Origin of the sequence: Mesorhizobium sp. SEMIA396 (assembly GCF_024518615.1) — a bacterium.
Lineage (GTDB): Bacteria > Pseudomonadota > Alphaproteobacteria > Rhizobiales > Rhizobiaceae > Mesorhizobium.
In genome coordinates, this window is sequence record NZ_JANIFC010000012.1 from 184,071 (window position 1) to 200,766 (window position 16,696).

A 16,696-nucleotide genomic window follows, 5' to 3' on the forward strand; every position below is an offset into this window, starting at 1 on the left:
ACTTTTCACTCCGAGCCACGCAAATGGTGGATGAATCCCACAAGGCCAGCGGTCGATGCATCCCGCTTGGCGGCACTTTCCTTGCCCTCCACGACAGGCAGAAGGCCGGTGGCCAGTTCCTTGCCGAGCTCGACGCCCCACTGGTCGAAGGAGTTGATGTCGAACAGCGTGCCCTCGACGAAGACGCGGTGCTCGTAGAGCGCGATCAGCCGGCCGAAGGTGCGTGGGTCGAGTTTGCGGTAGAGGATGGTCAGCGAGGGCCGGTTGCCCGAGAAGACGCGGTGCGGCGCTATCTTGTCGACCTCGGCCGGCTTCATGCCCTTGGCCAGCATCTGGGCGCGGGCTTCGTCCAGCGTGCGGCCCTTCATCAGCGCTTCCGACTGCGCCAGGCAGTTGGCGAGCAGCAGATCGTGCTGATGTTTGAGTTCCGGCTCGTGGCCGACCGCCGCGGCGAGGAACTCGACCGGGATGAAATCGGTGCCCTGGTGCAGCAGCTGGAAGAAGGCATGCTGGCCGTTGGTGCCGGGCTCGCCCCAGACCAGCGGTCCGGTCGGCGTCGTCACCTCTGTGCCTTCGAGGGTGACGCTCTTGCCGTTCGATTCCATGTCGAGCTGCTGCAGATAGGCCGGCAGCCTGGACAGGCGCTGGTCATACGGGATGACGGCGCGCGCCGGGTAGCCGCAGATGACGCGATGCCACCAGCCAACCAGTCCAAGCAGCGCCGGCAGGTTCTCCTGCACCGGCGCGGTGCGGAAATGCTCGTCCATCTCGTGCGCGCCATCGAGGAAGGCGCGAAAATTCCGCGGACCGACAGCAATCATCACCGGCAGGCCGATGGCGCCCCACAGCGAATAGCGGCCGCCGACCCAATCCCAGAAGCCGAAGACGCGATCCGGCGCGATGCCGAACCGGGCCACCAGGTCGAGCGCGGTGGAGACGGCGGCGAAATGCTTGCCGACCGCTTCCTTACCCAGTGCTTCTTGCACCCATTTCCGAGCGGTTTCGGCATTGGTCATCGTTTCGACGGTGGTGAAGGTCTTGGAAGCGATGATGAAAAGCGTGGTTTCGGCGGAGAGGCCCTTCAGCGTGTCGTGGATATGGGCGCCATCGATGTTGGAGACGTAGTGGGCGCGCGGCCCGTCATGATAGGGCGCCAGCGCCAGCGTCGCCATGGCCGGGCCGAGATCGGAACCGCCGATGCCGATGTTGACGATGTCGGTGATCTTCTTGCCGGTGGCGCCGGCCGCCTTGCCCGAGCGCACGGCATCGGCAAAGGCGCCCATGGCGTCGAGCACGGCGATGACGTCAGCCTTGACGTCCTGGCCATCGACGGTGACGCCCTTGCCGGTCAGGTTGCGCAGCGCCGTGTGCAGCACGGCACGGTCCTCGGTGACGTTGATCTTCTTGCCGGCGAACATAGCGGCGCGGCGGCCTTCGAGATCGGCGGCCTGGGCGAGCTTTTCCAGCAGCTCCATGGTGGTCGCGTCGACCGCGCATTTCGACCAGTCGAGCAGCAGATCGCCGTCGGTGACGGAGAATTCCACGAACCGCTTGGGATCGGCGGCGAAGGCCTGGCGCATGCTGGCGGGCGCCGCCGCGCGGTGGTCACGCAAGGCGGCGAGCTGTTTTTGAAAGGACGATTGATCCACTGCCAAACTCCGAGACCTCGAGCCATCATTACGGACCGGATGTTTCCGGCGCGTGTCGTCGCGACAATCTATCGGGCCGAACTCCACCCGTTTCAATGCGCAGCGATGACGCACACCGTCACCCCAGCGATGACGCAGACGTCACGCGGCGATGACGCAGACGTCACGTACGGTGTCATCGCCGGGATGAGGCGCCGCGTCACCCCAGGATGGCGCAACGCGGCATCAAAAGGACGTGAAGGATCACTGGCATAAATCCCAACGATCAGAAAAATTGATTGGCGCAACCCCTTGTGCCACGGTTACGTTCGGCTGGTCCAGCCAAGCGAAAAAGGCTGGCCATCGAGGAAATCTCCCATGCCACAGCGAAACGACACGGCGATATGGTCCGGCCTGTTCCGGATTTCGGCTGAATCCGGCCAAACCCTGCAGGCGCAGATCCGCCAAGCCATCGTAGCCGCCATTCTCGACCGCCAGATCGCCGCTTCGATGCCGCTTCCTTCCTGCCGGATCCTGGCCGAAAAACTTGGCGTGGCTCGCGGAACCGTGGTGCTGGCGTTCCAGCAGCTCGTCGACCAGGGTTTCCTGGTGGCGCGCGAGCGGCGTGGACATTTCGTCAATCCCGATGTGCTGGCGACACCGGCCAAGCCGCACCAGAAGGCGCCCGACCAGGCCAACGAGATCGACTGGAAGGCACGCCGCAAGATCGCCGCCAGCGACATGCCGCCGCCGGCCAAGCACGAGAACTGGATCAAGTCGTCCTATCCCTTCGTCTACGGGCAGTTCGACCCGGCGCTGTTCCCGACCGCCGAGTGGCGCGAGTGCAACCGCATGGCGCTTGCCGTGCTGGAAATCCGTAACTGGGCGTCCGACATGGTCGACCGTGACGATCCGCTGCTGATCGAGCAGATCCAGGCGCGGCTCCTGCCCCGGCGCGGCATCTTCGCCAATCCGGACGAGATCATCGTCACGCTGGGCGCTCAGAACGCGCTCTACATGCTGGCGACGCTGCTGATGTCCAAAGGCTCCAAGGTGGCGATGGAAGACCCAGGCTATCCCGACGCCCGCTCGATCTTCCGCCTTGCGGGCGCTGAGATACAGCCGGTGCCGGTCGACCAGTCCGGCATCGTAACTACTTCTATTGCCAACGATTCCGGGTTCGTCTTCGTCACGCCAAGCCATCATTGCCCGACCATGGTGCCGTTGTCGGCGGAGCGGCGGCAGGATCTTCTGGCGCGCGCCAACCGCTACAACCAGATCATCATCGAGGACGGCTATGACAGCCAGCTTCTCGACGAGGCACCGCAGCAAGCGCTGAAGAGCCTCGATCGCTCCGGCCGCGTCGTCTATGTCGGCTCGATGTCCAAGACGCTGGCTCCGGGCCTGCGGCTCGGCTACATCGTGGCGTCCGCCGGACTGATCGCGGAGCTCAGGGCGCTGCGCCGCTTCATGCTGCGTCACCCGCCGGCCAACAATCAGCGCGCCGTAGCGCTATTCCTGTCGCTCGGCCACCACGAGGCGCTGGTGCGGCGGCTGTCTTCAGCCTTCGACGAGCGGCGCAAGCGGCTGGTCCATGCGATTTCCGCCTTCCTGCCGGAATGGCGTTCGACCGATTCGGCCGGCGGCACGTCGCTGTGGCTCGAAGGGCCGCGCGGCACCGATTCGCGCGGGCTGGCCGAGGCAGCCGCCTCGCGCAGCGTCATCATCGAGCCAGGCGACCGTTTCTTCGATCGCACTGAAAAGCCTTCGCGTTTCATGCGGCTGGGCATCTCGTCGATCGCACTGCAGCACATCGAGCCAGGCATTCGCGAACTGGCCACGGCCGCCGGACGCAGACCCGCGGCCGCCTGATCCATCGTCGATCTCTCGTGACCGGAGCCGTTCGCAGCGGCTCCGGTATTTTAGCTCTGGCACATGGAACTGGGCCAGCTGGCCCATAGGATGGGCCAGTGCCAGCGGCATAGTCGGCGTCAGGGGAAGAAGCAGGCCGATGGTGGATCAACCGCCACGAGTTCCTGCCGACGAAGGTGGAGTGCTTCCATGCCAGTGGCTGTCGAACAGCAGGACACGCCGGCGAACCGTCGTCCGCAGCGCTCCGGTCTTCGCGAAACAGGACATGCCATGCGATCATCTCCCCTGGTGGAGGATACCAGACCACAGCACAAGGCCATCGAGGGCGGCGGCTACGGGCCGCTGCGCGGGGATGACCGCGAGCGTATCCACGAGGGCGTGCTGACGCTTTTGGAGACAGTGGGTTTCGCCAACGCCATTCCTTCCTGCATAAAGGTGCTGACCAAGGTGGGGGCGGTCCACGGCGACGATGGCCGGGTCCGCTTTCCGCGCGCGCTCGTGCTCGACACCATCAAGCGAGCGGCACGACATTTCACGCTTCATGGCCAGGACCCCAGGCACGACATGGTGGTCCAGGGCAAGCGCGTGCACTACGGCACGGCAGGCATCGCCGTGCACCTAGTGGATCTGGAGAAGCGCGAGTACCGCGAGTCCAAGCTGCAGGATATTTATGATGCCGCCCGCATCGTCGACGGGCTGGACAACATCCATTTCTTCCAGCGGCCGATGGTGGCGCGCGACATCGCCGATCCGCTCGAGATGGATTTCAACACGCTTTATGCCTGTGTGATGGGAACATCGAAGCACGTCGGAACATCCTTCACCGTGCGTGAGAACGTGAAGCCTGCGCTTGAAATGCTGTACGCCATCGCCGGCGGCGAGGAGAATTTCCGTGCCCGGCCGTTCGTTTCCAACTCCAACTCATTCGTCGTGCCGCCAATGAAGTTCGCCGAGGATGCCTGCGGCGTGCTTGAGGCCTGCGTCGAAGGCGGCATCCCGATCCTGCTGCTGTCGACCGGCCAGTCCGGCACCACGGCACCCGCGGCGATGGCCGGCGCCGTCGTGCAAGCAGTGGCCGAAGTGCTGGCCGGCCTGGTCTATGTCAACGCGCTCAAGCCCGGCCATCCGGCGATCTTCGGCGCATGGCCGTTCATGTCGGACCTGCGCACCGGCGCCATGGCGGGCGGGTCGGCCGAGCAGTCGGTAGCAACGGCGGCCTGTGCCCAGATGGCGCAATTCTACGACCTGCCCGGTGGCTCCGCCGCCGGCATGACGGATTCGAAATTGCCCGATATTCAGTCCGGCTACGAAAAGGGCATCACCAATGTGATGGCCGGCCTCTCCGGCCTCAACCTCGTCTACGAGGCGGCCGGCATGCATGCCTCGCTGCTCGGCTTCTGCCTGGAAAGCCTGGTCATCGACAACGACATGCTCGGTCATTGCCTGGGCTGCGCGCGTGGCATCGACGTGACTGACGAGGCCCTGTCGATCGACAGCATCGCCGAGGTCTGCCTCAAGGGTCCGGGCCACTATCTCGACAACGAACAAACGCTCAAGCTGATGCAGACCGAGCACTTCTATCCCGCCCTCGGCGATCGTTCCTCGCCGAAGGAATGGAACGAAAAAGGCCGGCCTGATATATTGCTGCGTGCGATCACCGAGAAGAAACGCATTCTTGCCGAGCGATTTCCGCGCCACGTGCCAAAACAGGTCGACGACAGATTGCGTGCCCGCTTCGGCAACCTGATCCACCTGCCGCGCACGCAAATGGGCGCCTGACCGGAGACGAGTTCGTGCAGCCATACAGCCACCACCCGGAACCAATTCAGAACGGAAAACCGCTTCACACTTTTCCTGGAATTGCGCTCTTCGTTTGACGCAATTCCGAACAGAAAACCGCTTCACACTTTTCCTGGAATTGCTCCGGGACCAACCATCGGGCAGAACGACAAATGAGTGTGCATCCTATCCAGCAAGCACCCACCGACGGCGACGCGATCGATCGGCTGGTGGCATCTCATCGGCCAGGTCACGGCCTGGTGCGTGCCTTCTATCATGATCCGGCGATCTTCGAGCGCGACATGGAACGTGTCTTTCGCCGCCACTGGCATTGCCTGGCGCATGCCAGCGTTATCCCGAACCCCGGCGATTTCGAGCTGTTCAAGCTGGGCGACGAGGCGGTCATCCTGACACGCGGCATGGATGGCACCGTGCATGCCATGCTCAATGTCTGCCGCCACCGTGGTGCCGAGGTCTGCACCAAGGAGAAGGGCAATGCGAAGATGTTCGTGTGCCCCTACCACGCATGGGCCTATTCCAATGACGGATCCTTGCGTGCCGCGCGCCTGATGCCAAAGGATTTCGACCGCTCGGCGCACGGGCTGAAGAAGCTTCATGTCCGCGTCGCTTCCGGGCTGGTCTTCATTTCCTTCGCCGAGACGCCGCTCGATTTCGATCCGATCGAACAGTCGCTGCGCACGAGCTGCGGCCAATATGGCTGGGGCGACGCCAAGGTGGCGTATCGTCAGTCCTATCCGCTCGACGCCAACTGGAAGCTCGCCGTCGAGAACTATGTCGAATGTTACCATTGCGGGCCGGCGCATCCGGAATATTCGCAGACGCATGCGCTGGAAAAACCGGCCGAGATGATCGAGCAGCTCAATGCCGCGATGGAGCAACGCACCTGCGCGCTCGGCATCGAGATCGGCAGCGCCAACCGCTGGCAGAACTCGGCCGCCGGACAGGAGGCGATCCACACTTTCCGCTATGCGCTCTATGACGGCGTTTCCAGCGGCAGCAAGGACGGCTCGCCGGTCGCGCCGCTGATGGGCCGTTTCACCGACTATGATGGTGGCGTGACATCGATCCATCTTGGCGGTACGACCTTTCTCGTCTGTTATCCCGATCACGGCATGATCTATCGTTTCATCCCGAAAACAGCTGGTACCTGTGAGATGGAGCTGATCTGGCTGGTGCGCGGCGACGCGGTCGAGGGCCAGGACTACGATCTGGAGAAGCTGACCTGGCTGTGGAAGGTCACCACCGAAGAGGACAAGAAGATCATCGAGCACACCGCGCGCGGCGTGCGCTCGCACTATTTCGTGCCCGGACCGATCGCGCCGATGGAATACAACGAACTGCGCTACATCGGCTGGTATCTCGAGGAGATCAGCCGGGCCTGATCGGCTCGGCTGCCGCGGGGGATCAAGCAGATCTTGCCTTTCGCGTCATTCCGCGCTGAGCCCGTATCGGTCGACGACTTCAGCGTTGATGAGCTTGGCATGCAGCGTCATCAGCACGATCTGCGCGTCGAGGCTGTCGCCGGTTTCAAGCGCCGCCTCGATGCGACGCTCGGCTTCCAGCGTCCGATCATGGCCATTGGCTTGCTCGAAGGTTTCCGGACCCGCGATGCAATAGCTGCATAATTGTGCCACCGACGCATAGGTGCCCGGCGGCGGCTCGTCGGGCCAGCGATCCTTCATCAGGTTGACGATGGTAAGCTTCACGCCCTCCGGCACAAGGGCTGGATGCAGATCGGCGCCGCGCAATGCATCGTCGAGCTGCCTCAAGTCGCCCGAACGGCCGAACATTCCGAGGAAGCCGAGGGAAGAGCGCCGTCCGGCCATGATGTTTCCTTCCGTTTCCAGCCCACTTAGGTGGTGGGCAAGCGGATTACAAAGGCGGTGCTGTCTAACCAGCCGCCGCCAGCAAGACCCCTGCAAGGGCGGATAGCGCGAGTGTCGGCAGCATGCCGACTTTCAGCTTCAGGATGGCGACCATCGCGGCCACGGATAGCAAGGCCGCACGCCAGTCGATGGACGAAAGCACCGGCACGTTCATGCCAAGCCCCGTCGCGTGCACCTCACGGAAGATGACATGCAAAGCAAACCATAGGGCCAGATTCATGATCACCCCGACAATTGCGGCGGTGATCGCGCCCAGTGCGGCCGACAATGCCTTGTTGCCGCGCAAGGCCTCGATGTAGGGCGCCCCGAGGAATATCCAGAAAAAGCAGGGCGTGAACGTCACCCACAAGGTGAGCAGCGCCCCCAGCGATCCGGCAAGCAACGGGTCGAGCGAGCCGGAATGGCGGAACGCGGCGATGAAGCCGACGAACTGCAGCACCAGGATGAGCGGTCCTGGCGTCGTTTCTGCAAGTCCAAGACCGTCCACCATTTCACCCGGCGCCAGCCAGCCGAAGGACTGGACGGCTGCCTGCGCGACATAGGCGAGCACCGCGTAGGCGCCACCGAAGGTGACGACAGCCATCAGGCTGAAGAACCGGCCTATCTCGGTCCAGACGCTTGCGGAGCCGGTGAACCACCAGATCAAAAGAACAGGCCCGAGCCAGATCGGCAGCCAGATGGCGAGGGTGCGCGGCGCGTGCCATTTGGTAGGTTTGACATGGGCCAGTTCGCCACGCTCGAACATCAGGTCGACCGCTCCCTTGGAGTCGGCAACACCGTCTTTGCCATGGGCCGAGCCGGAAAACAGGCCGGGAGCAACGCGGTCCCCCAGCCATCCCGTCAGGCCGGCGAGAAGGACGATGAGCGGAAACGGCACATTCAACGCATAGATGGCAATGAACGCCGCGACCGCGATCGACACCATGACCCGGTTCTTGAGGGCGCGTCGCCCGATCCGGATCACCGCCTCGATGACAATGGCGAGCACCGCCGCCTTCACCCCGAAAAACAGCGCCGCGACGAGCGGCATGTCGCCATAGAGGACGTACAGGCTGCTCAAGGCGAGCATGACGAGCGCGCCCGGCACGACGAACAGGATGCCGGCAACAAGGCCACCGGCCGTCCTGTGCAGCAGCCAACCGATGTAGATGGCGAGTTGCTGGGCTTCCGGGCCAGGCAGCAGCATGCAGTAATTCAACGCATGCAGGAAACGCCGTTCCCCGATCCAGCGCCGCTCCTCGACCAGTTCCTTGTGCATCAGCGCGATCTGCCCGGCCGGACCGCCAAAGCTGAGCAATCCGATTTTCGCCCAGACCTTCGTGGCTTCCGCGAAGGTCGGCGCAGCCGGCGGCTCGACGGTCACCGCCTTATTGTCGGGGACAAGAATGGTCATGATGGTTTACCTGCAGCGGGCCAGTTGTGCGTTTCTTCGGTGGCGTCGCGACACCAGCGGAAGAACGCGTCGTAGAGCAGCATGCCTGCTTCCAGTTGTTCCAAATCGTCGCGGTACATACGCGACAGACCGAGCGAGGCAGCCAGAAAACCGGCCGCCTGGGGCACCAGGTCGAGGCTTGCGGTGTCGGCCGCGCGCACGATCAACGCCAGGCGATCGAGCGCCCCGGATTCCAACCCGAACTCCTCGATCATCGTGTCGAAGGTGCAGCGTTCGCCGCGATGGCTCCAGAACACATTGTCGATGTCGAACGGCACGGCCTGAAAGCGGTCGGCAACAGCCAATACTTCAGCGGGTTCGACAAACAGGAACACCGCGTCGGGGTCGAGGAAACGCCGGATCAGCCATGGGCAAGCGATGCGGTCGACCTTCGGGCGGGATCGCGTCACCCAGACGGTGGCGCCCTTTTCATTGCGTGGCGGCAACTTGGCGGTGCGGACCAGAAGCCCCCCGGCATCGCGCCAGGCCTCAAAGCCGCCTTCAAGGGATTCGGCTGATATCCCCTCATGGCGCATCCATGCGACGACGCCTTGCGAGAGCTTTTGCCCCTTCTGACAGACGACGGCCACCGGCTTGTCGGCAAACTCGGCCGCCCAGGTCGAAACGGTTTTGAAATCGCGCCGGCACGAGGCCGGCAACAGGCGCGGATCGGCTTCGAAATCTTCTTCGATGCGAACATCGATGATGACAGGTGCACCCGGCAGACCTATGAGCCGGGACAATTGCGGTACGGTGATAGCGGTTGTTGACGGCATGGCGTCCACCTCCTGAAAAGAGAAGCTTGGACGCGAACGTTGGGCTGACGCCTCACGGGGTCGTCGCGATGCACCCCTTGTCATGATGGTGGATTTGTTGGGCGCGCTTGTCAAGGACGGTGACCGTTCTCGACCTACCCGGCCAGGATAACCGGAAAACCGATGGCGGCCTGATTTGATCAAGCCGCCATCCGTCGATTCAGTATCAATGATTGTCTCTGGGGACACCGCTGGTGTGCGCGACATCCTGGTATTTCACCGCCGGCTTCAGCACCATCCCCTCCGAGAACTGCGCGACCATGCCGCGCTGGATCTCCTGCCAGGGTGTCTGGTGCTTGGGATAGTGGAAGCCGCCATTGTTCTGCAACTCGGCGCGGCGCCGGGTGATCTCGTCGTCGGTGACGAGGATGTCGGCCGTACCCTTGCGCAAGTCGATGCGGACACGATCGCCCGTCTTGAGCAGCGCCAGTCCGCCGCCAATCGCCGCTTCCGGCGAGGCGTTGAGGATCGAGGGCGAACCCGACGTGCCCGACTGGCGGCCGTCACCGATGCAAGCGAGCGCGTGGATGCCCTTCTTGATGAGATAGGCCGGCGGCTGCATGTTGACGACCTCGGCACCGCCGGGATAGCCGACCGGGCCAGCGCCGCGCATGAACAGGATGGTGTGTTCGTCGATGCCTTGCGCCGGGTCGTCGATGCGGGCGTGGTAATCCTCCGGCCCGTCGAAAACCATGGCGTTACCTTCGAAAGCCTCGGGATCCTTGGGGTTGGAGAGATAGCGTTCGCGGAATTCCGGCGAGATGCCGCTGGTCTTCATGATCGCCGAATCGAACAGATTGCCCCGAAGATTGATGAAGCCGGCATTGGCCTTCAGCGGCTTGGCGACAGAGCGGATGACGTCGGGATTTTCGTTGGCAACGCCCTCGCTGTTCTCACCGATCGACTTGCCGTTGACGGTGCGCGCGCCGGGATGCGGCAACAGCCCGCCCTTCATCAGTTCGGCGATGACCGCCGGCACGCCGCCGGCATGATGGTAGTCCTCGCCGAGATATTCGCCCGTCGGCTGCAAATTGACCAGCAGCGGCACATTGAGGCCGACCGTCTGCCAGTCGTCATTGTCGAGCTTGACTCCAAGGTGACGGGCGATGGCGTTGAGATGGATAGGCGCGTTGGTCGAGCCGCCAATGGCCGAATTGACGACGATGGCGTTCTCGAAAGCCTCTCTCGTCATGATGTCGGACGGCTTCAGATCCTCATGCACCATCTCGACGATGCGTTTTCCGGTCTCATAGGAAATCTGGCCGCGCTCGCGGTAGGGCGCGGGAATGGCGGCCGAGCCCGGCAACTGCATGCCAAGCGCCTCGGCCAGCGAGTTCATCGTGGTGGCGGTGCCCATGGTGTTGCAATAGCCGGTGGACGGCGCCGACGAGGCGACGATATCCATGAACTCGTCATAATCGATCTCGCCGGCCGACAGGCGCTGGCGTGATTCCCAGACGATGGTGCCGGAGCCGGTGCGCTTGCCCTTGTGCCAGCCATTGAGCATCGGGCCGACCGACAGGGCGATCGCCGGGATGTTGACGGTGGCCGCCGCCATCAGCAGGGCCGGTGTCGTCTTGTCGCAACCGATGGTCAGCACGACGCCATCGAGCGGATAGCCGTAGAGCACCTCGACAAGGCTGAGATAGGCAAGGTTGCGGTCAAGTGCCGCGGTCGGGCGCTTGCCGGTCTCCTGGATCGGATGGCAAGGAAACTCGAAGGGAATGCCGCCCATCGAGACGATGCCTTCGCGCACACGCTTGGCGAGTTCGATATGGTGACGGTTGCAAGGCGACAGATCCGAGCCGGTCTGGGCGATGCCGATCAGCGGCTTGCCGGACATCAGTTCGGCGCGCGTCAGGCCGTAATTGAGATAGCGTTCGAGATAGAGCGCCGTCATGCCCGGATTGTCGGGATTGTCGAACCACTCCTGCGAGCGAAATTTTTTCTTATGGGTGGGGGCGCCTGCCATCATGGTCTCCGTATTTGTAAGACAAATCGATATGGCAACGCGCGGGAGCAGGCAAGAGGGCGTGCGGTCGCAACCGGACTTTGGTGCGATAGACACGCACCGAGCCGTGCGTTACGGGTTCGGGCAGTCTTGTCCGGGAGGTTTTCATGGCTTTGGTGATCGAAGGCGAGGAGCGCATTGCCGCACCGCTGCAAAAAGTGTGGGAAGCGCTGAACGATCCCGAGGTCTTGAAGGCGACCATTCCCGGCTGCCAGAGCCTGGAGATGAAGTCGCCGACCGAGATGGCGGCAACCGTGGTGGTGAAGATCGGACCGATCAAGGCGACGTTCAACGGCGAAGTGACGCTGAAGAACCTGAAGCCGCCGCACTCCTACACCATCCAGGGCGAAGGCAAGGGCGGCATTGCAGGCTTCGCCAAGGGGGGCGCCGACGTGACGCTGACGGCGGATGGACCCGACGCCACGATATTGAACTACGCGGCCAAGGCCGATGTCGGGGGCAAGATCGCACAGCTTGGCAGCCGCCTGATCGAATCGACCTCGAAGAAACTGGCTGGACAGTTTTTTTCCAGCTTTGGCGAGAAGGTCGGCGCGGCCTAGGCTGCAGCACGGCGGCGCCTGCTATTCAAACACAATACTCGGCACGGCAGCAGCAGCCGCACCACGCTCTTCGTTGACCCGGTCCCAGACCTTCGAGGCGATGTCGCGGTAGATTTTCGCTTCGGGGCCATCGGGCTTGGAGACGACAACCGGCGTGCCGGCATCCGAGCTTTCGCGAATGCCCATTTCGAGCGGCACCTCACCGAGGAAGGTGACGCCGAGGCGCTCGGCCTCGCGGCGGGCGCCGCCATGGCCAAAGATGTCGTAGCGCTTGCCGGTGTCCGGGGCGATGAAATAGCTCATGTTCTCGACGATGCCGAGCAACGGGACGTCGACCTTCTTGAACATGTTGAGGCCTTTTCGCGCGTCGATCAGGGCCAGGTCCTGTGGCGTCGAGACGATGACAGCACCAGCCAGCGGCACCTGCTGGGCCATGGTCAACTGCGCGTCGCCAGTGCCGGGCGGCATGTCGACGACGAGCACGTCGAGACGGCCCCATTCGACCTCGCGCAGCATCTGCGTCAGCGCCGACATCACCATCGGGCCGCGCCAGATCATCGGCGTTTCCTCGTCGACGAGGAAACCCATGGACATTACCTTCAGGCCGTAATTCTCCATCGGTTTCAGGATCTTGCCGTCGACGGTCTGCGGCCGGCCGTGGATGTTGAGCAGCCTGGGCATGGACGGTCCGTAGATGTCGGCATCCAGCACGCCGACGCGCAGGCCGTTGGCGGCGAGGCCGAGCGCGATGTTGACGGCGGTGGTCGACTTGCCGACGCCGCCCTTGCCGGAAGCAACGGCAATGATCGCCTCGATACCGGGCACGCCACGTTTGCCCGAACTGTGCGAGGCGGGCGCGTGCGGAGCCGCACGCGGCGCGGCGGCAGCGGGCGCAGCCGGCGGAACGGGCCTGGGTGCGGGGCGCGACGGAACCGGCGCCTCCATGCCGCCGCCCCTCTTCTCGGCCGTCAGCGCGACGACCGCGCCGGCGACCCCGGGGATTGTCTTGACGACGCGCTCGGCGGCGGCGCGCAGCGGCTCCATTTCCTGGGCACGAGCGGCGGGAACGGTAATCGAGAAGAAGACCTTCCCGTCGGCGATGAAAATCTCCGAAACCATGCCGAGGTCGACGATGTTGCCGGTGAAATCCGGCCCGTTGACCGTCTTCAGACGCTCGGTGACGATTTCCTTGGTGACGGACATGGCAGTTTTTCCTTACGCAGCTTGCGCCTGAGATGCAGCTTGCACCTGAGATAATGCAGTTTCCGGACAGAACCAAGCCGTGGAGCAATGGCTGCCTTGGCGTGCCTGGAAAAGCGGCGGGTCCTGTCGGATTTCATCCGCGCCAAACGTCTTCCAGATAATCGAGCGCCGATGCGGCCAACAATCAGGTCGAGCGACAGTCGTCAAACGATCGCGGCGACCTATTTCGGTGACCAGCACGGGGTCGACAACCAGGAAAGGAGACCATCATGCTCGCAAACAGCAATGCAACGGCCAATCTCGCGGTGAAGGATCTCGCGAAAGCCAAGGCTTTCTATGAGGGAACGCTTGGCCTGAAACAGGTGCACGATGAGGGCGGCGAACTGATCGTCTACAAAAGCGGCGATACCACCCTCAACGTCTATCATTCTCAATTTGCCGGAACCAACAAGGCGACAGCGGTAACCTGGATGGTTGGCGACGAGATCGGCAACATCGTCAAGGAACTGAAGACGAAGGGCGTCGCCTTCGAGCACTATCAGATGCCGGGCTTGACGCTGGAGGGCGATCTCCACGTCGGTTACGGAATGAAGGTCGCCTGGTTCAAGGACCCGGACGGCAACATCCTGAACCTTGTGGACAGGTAGATTTCTTTACGTCACCTCGCCAGGCCAACCGCCAGGTAGGTGAGCGCCGAAATCAAAGCGGTGGCCGGCAAGGTGACGATCCAGGCAATGACGATGTTGCCGGCAATGCCCCAGCGCACGGCCGAGACGCGGCGGGCGGCGCCGACGCCGATGATGGCGCCAGTGATGGTGTGCGTGGTCGACACGGGAATGCCGAGCCAGGTCGCGGCAAACAGGGTGATCGCCCCGCCGGTCTCGGCGCAAAAACCCTGCATCGGGTTCAGCCGCGTGATCTTCGAGCCCATGGTGTGGACGATGCGCCAGCCGCCGAACAGGGTGCCGAGCGCCAGTGCCGCCTGACAGGTGAGGACAACCCAGAGCGGTACATGGAAAGTCGCGCCGAGCATGCCTTGCGAATAGAGCAGCACGGCAATGATGCCCATGGTCTTCTGCGCGTCATTGCCACCGTGCCCGAGCGAATAGAGCGAGGCGGAAAAGAACTGCATGACGCGGAAGGTACTGTCGACCGCAAAGGGCGTCTGGCGCACGAAGAGCCACGAGACGACGAAAATCAGGATGAGCGCCAGGATAAAGCCGGTCGCTGGCGACAGGACGATTGCCGCAACCGTCTTGCCAAGCCCTGTCCAGACGATGGCGCCCACGCCTGCCTTTGCCACACCGGCACCTACCAGGCCGCCGATCAACGCATGCGAGCTGCTCGACGGGATGCCGGCGATCCAGGTGACGATGTTCCAGACTATGGCGCCGACGAGCGCCGAGAAGATGACCGCCGGGGTGACGATGCTGACATCGACGATACCCTTGCCCACTGTCTCGGCGACGTGGAGGCCGAAGAACATGAAGGCGATGAAGTTGAAGAAAGCCGCCCACAATACCGCGTATTGCGGCCTTAGCACGCGGGTGGAGACGATGGTGGCAATGGAGTTGGCGGCATCGTGCAAGCCGTTGAGAAAGTCGAAGAACAGCGCGACGCCGACGAGGCCGACCAGCACGGGAAAGGCAATGGTGGCTTCCATCACCTAGACATTCTCAATGACGATGCCGCTGATCTCGTTGGCGACGTCCTCGAAGCGGTCGACCACTTTTTCCAGTTGGCCATAAATCTCGCTGCCGATCATGTACGCCATCGGATCGCTGCTGCCGTGCTTCCTGAAGAGATCCTTCAGCCCTTGCTCGTGCAGGTCGTCGGCCCGGCTTTCGACGCGCATCACCTCTTCGGCGATGGCGTTGAGGCGCACCGTGTGCGTCGCGACCTTGTTGAGCAGCGGGATCGCCTCGGCCACCAGCTTGGCGGCGGCGACGATGACGCCACCCATTTCCTGCATCAGCGGATCGAATTCCTTGCGCTCGAACAGCTTCACCGTCTTGACCGTCTTGTGCATCATGTCGATGGCATCATCCATCGACTGGATCAGGTCCTTGATGTCGCCGCGATCGAAAGGCGTGATGAAGGAGCGCCGCACCGCCAGCAGGACTTCCGCGGTGATGTGGTCGGCCTCATCTTCGAGATCGACGATTTTCTGGCACCAGAGGTCGATATCCCTGCCCTGGAGAAGCTGCTCCAGCGCCTCGGCGCCGCCGACCACGGTGCGCGAATGTCGTTCGAACAGGTCGAAGAAGCGATCTTCGCGCGGCAAAAGCTTGCGGAACCAGCCCAGCATGGTCGATCTCCCAGTTTCATCCACATAGCGCCGCATCGCGCCGCGGGAAACAGGTAGCCGGCTTAAAGGTGTGGATGCAGGGCAATTGTGCATCGCGCTTGCGGTGAGGCGCGATTTCCCCGACCTTGCAGCGAACCACCGGAAAGATCGCATGATCGACAAGCTGGAATTCTTCATCGCGCTCGCCAGGGAGGAGCATTTCGGCCGGGCGGCGGAGGTATGCGGCGTCACCCAGCCGACGCTCTCGGCCGGCATCAAGCAGTTGGAGGGCCAGCTTGGCGTCATGCTGGTCCTGCGCGGCTCACGCTTCCAGGGGCTGACGCCGGAGGGAAAACAGGTGCTGGTGTGGGCACGCCGCATCGTCGGCGACACCAGGACCATGCGCGAGGAAATGCGCGCGGCGCGCCACGGACTTTCGGGCCGTATCCGCATCGCCGCCATTCCGACGGCGCTCGCCATGCTGCCGCGGCTGACGACGCCGTTTCGCGAAAAGCATCCAGGCGTCACCTTTTCGGTGCTGTCGCGGACCTCGATCGAGGTGCTGTCGCTGCTCGGCAATTTCGACATCGATGCCGGCATCACCTATCTCGACAACGAGCCGCTGGGGCGGGTGACCAGCGTGCCGCTCTATGACGAGCGCTACCAACTGATCACCGCGATGGGAAATCCCTATTCCGACCGCGACAAAGTGACATGGGCAGAGCTCTCAAGCCTGCCGCTGTGCCTGTTGACGCCAGACATGCAGAACCGTCGCATCATCGATCAGCATCTGGCCGAAGCCGGCGTGCAGGTGCGACCGACGCTGGAATCCAATTCGATGATCGTGCTGTTTTCGCACATCCGCACCGGCAAATGGTCGTCGATCATGCCGCTCAACCTTGCGGAAACATTCGGCTTTTCCGAGCCGATCCGGGCCATTCCGATTGTCGAGCCGGATGCCAGCCACACGGTCGGCCTGGTGGCGACACCGCGCGAACCGCACACACCTTTGGTCTCGGCGCTGCTGGACGAGGCAATGGCGCTGGCGGACGATTTCCACGCAAACCGTTCCGCTAGACAGAGTTAGCCGAACGGAACGATAGAAAATTTCTATCGTACAACGAAACCGCTTTATTGATTTCAGAGGTTTTCTCTGGTTTCTTAAGCACTTAGCGATAAAGCGGCACGCGCATGTCGTTGTT

The 16,696-nt window shown here is 62.9% G+C and carries 14 protein-coding genes; 6 read left to right on the forward strand and 8 right to left on the reverse strand.

Going from position 1 to position 16,696, the window contains the following annotated elements:
* Window positions 1-5: 5 nt before the first annotated feature.
* Window positions 6-1,655 carry a glucose-6-phosphate isomerase gene (gene pgi / locus NP503_RS26355; RefSeq protein WP_268931216.1) on the reverse strand — a complete coding sequence of 550 codons (1,650 nt, stop codon included), beginning with the start codon at window positions 1,653-1,655 and terminating at the stop codon, window positions 6-8.
* A gap of 351 nt (window positions 1,656-2,006) precedes the next feature.
* On the opposite strand from pgi, the gene NP503_RS26360 reads away from it, so the two are divergent.
* The 3 genes from NP503_RS26360 (at window position 2,007) to NP503_RS26370 (ending at window position 6,682) form a co-directional block, all read left to right on the forward strand.
* Complete coding sequence (locus NP503_RS26360) at window positions 2,007-3,500, forward strand: PLP-dependent aminotransferase family protein (RefSeq protein ID WP_027039660.1); 1,494 nt, start codon at window positions 2,007-2,009, stop codon at window positions 3,498-3,500.
* 189 nt (window positions 3,501-3,689) lie between these two features.
* Complete coding sequence (locus NP503_RS26365; RefSeq protein ID WP_127271378.1) at window positions 3,690-5,279, forward strand: trimethylamine methyltransferase family protein; 1,590 nt, start codon at window positions 3,690-3,692, stop codon at window positions 5,277-5,279.
* A gap of 173 nt (window positions 5,280-5,452) precedes the next feature.
* Window positions 5,453-6,682 (forward strand): aromatic ring-hydroxylating dioxygenase subunit alpha, encoded by a 1,230-nt coding sequence (locus NP503_RS26370; protein ID WP_127271385.1) that lies wholly within the window; start codon window positions 5,453-5,455, stop codon window positions 6,680-6,682.
* Window positions 6,683-6,727: 45 nt separating this feature from the next.
* Here the strand turns inward: NP503_RS26370 and NP503_RS26375 are convergent, their stop codons facing one another.
* From NP503_RS26375 to NP503_RS26390, 4 genes are all read right to left on the reverse strand, one after another.
* Window positions 6,728-7,126 (reverse strand): hypothetical protein, encoded by a 399-nt coding sequence (locus NP503_RS26375; protein WP_127271376.1) that lies wholly within the window; start codon window positions 7,124-7,126, stop codon window positions 6,728-6,730.
* Between the two features lie 64 nt (window positions 7,127-7,190).
* Window positions 7,191-8,579, reverse strand: a complete 1,389-nt coding sequence (chrA, locus tag NP503_RS26380) for a chromate efflux transporter (protein WP_127273111.1) — start codon at window positions 8,577-8,579, stop codon at window positions 7,191-7,193.
* Window positions 8,576-9,394 (reverse strand): chromate resistance protein ChrB domain-containing protein, encoded by an 819-nt coding sequence (locus tag NP503_RS26385; protein WP_127267013.1) that lies wholly within the window; start codon window positions 9,392-9,394, stop codon window positions 8,576-8,578. Before NP503_RS26385 ends, chrA begins: the two co-directional genes overlap by 4 nt.
* Before the next feature lie 205 nt (window positions 9,395-9,599).
* Window positions 9,600-11,405 (reverse strand): IlvD/Edd family dehydratase, encoded by a 1,806-nt coding sequence (locus NP503_RS26390; protein WP_023811496.1) that lies wholly within the window; start codon window positions 11,403-11,405, stop codon window positions 9,600-9,602.
* Between the two features lie 146 nt (window positions 11,406-11,551).
* On the opposite strand from NP503_RS26390, the gene NP503_RS26395 reads away from it, so the two are divergent.
* Window positions 11,552-12,004, forward strand: a complete 453-nt coding sequence (locus NP503_RS26395; protein ID WP_013528005.1) for a carbon monoxide dehydrogenase subunit G — start codon at window positions 11,552-11,554, stop codon at window positions 12,002-12,004.
* Between the two features lie 21 nt (window positions 12,005-12,025).
* Here the strand turns inward: NP503_RS26395 and NP503_RS26400 are convergent, their stop codons facing one another.
* Window positions 12,026-13,207 (reverse strand): Mrp/NBP35 family ATP-binding protein, encoded by a 1,182-nt coding sequence (locus tag NP503_RS26400; protein ID WP_127267005.1) that lies wholly within the window; start codon window positions 13,205-13,207, stop codon window positions 12,026-12,028.
* A gap of 269 nt (window positions 13,208-13,476) precedes the next feature.
* On the opposite strand from NP503_RS26400, the gene NP503_RS26405 reads away from it, so the two are divergent.
* On the forward strand, window positions 13,477-13,854 hold the full coding sequence (locus tag NP503_RS26405) for a VOC family protein (RefSeq protein ID WP_127267006.1): 378 nt from the start codon (window positions 13,477-13,479) through the stop codon (window positions 13,852-13,854).
* Between the two features lie 11 nt (window positions 13,855-13,865).
* On the opposite strand, the gene NP503_RS26410 is transcribed toward NP503_RS26405, so the two are convergent.
* Window positions 13,866-14,870, reverse strand: coding sequence for an inorganic phosphate transporter (locus NP503_RS26410; protein WP_127267014.1), 1,005 nt, complete (start codon window positions 14,868-14,870; stop codon window positions 13,866-13,868).
* A 3-nt stretch (window positions 14,871-14,873) separates the two neighbouring features.
* The gene (locus NP503_RS26415) at window positions 14,874-15,515 is read right to left on the reverse strand and encodes a DUF47 domain-containing protein (protein ID WP_127267007.1); all 642 of its coding nucleotides are present in this window, start codon (window positions 15,513-15,515) and stop codon (window positions 14,874-14,876) included.
* Between the two features lie 151 nt (window positions 15,516-15,666).
* Between NP503_RS26415 and NP503_RS26420 the strand changes: the two genes are divergently transcribed.
* The gene (locus tag NP503_RS26420; RefSeq protein WP_127267008.1) at window positions 15,667-16,581 is read left to right on the forward strand and encodes a LysR family transcriptional regulator; all 915 of its coding nucleotides are present in this window, start codon (window positions 15,667-15,669) and stop codon (window positions 16,579-16,581) included.
* The last annotated feature ends 115 nt before the right edge of the window (window positions 16,582-16,696 follow it).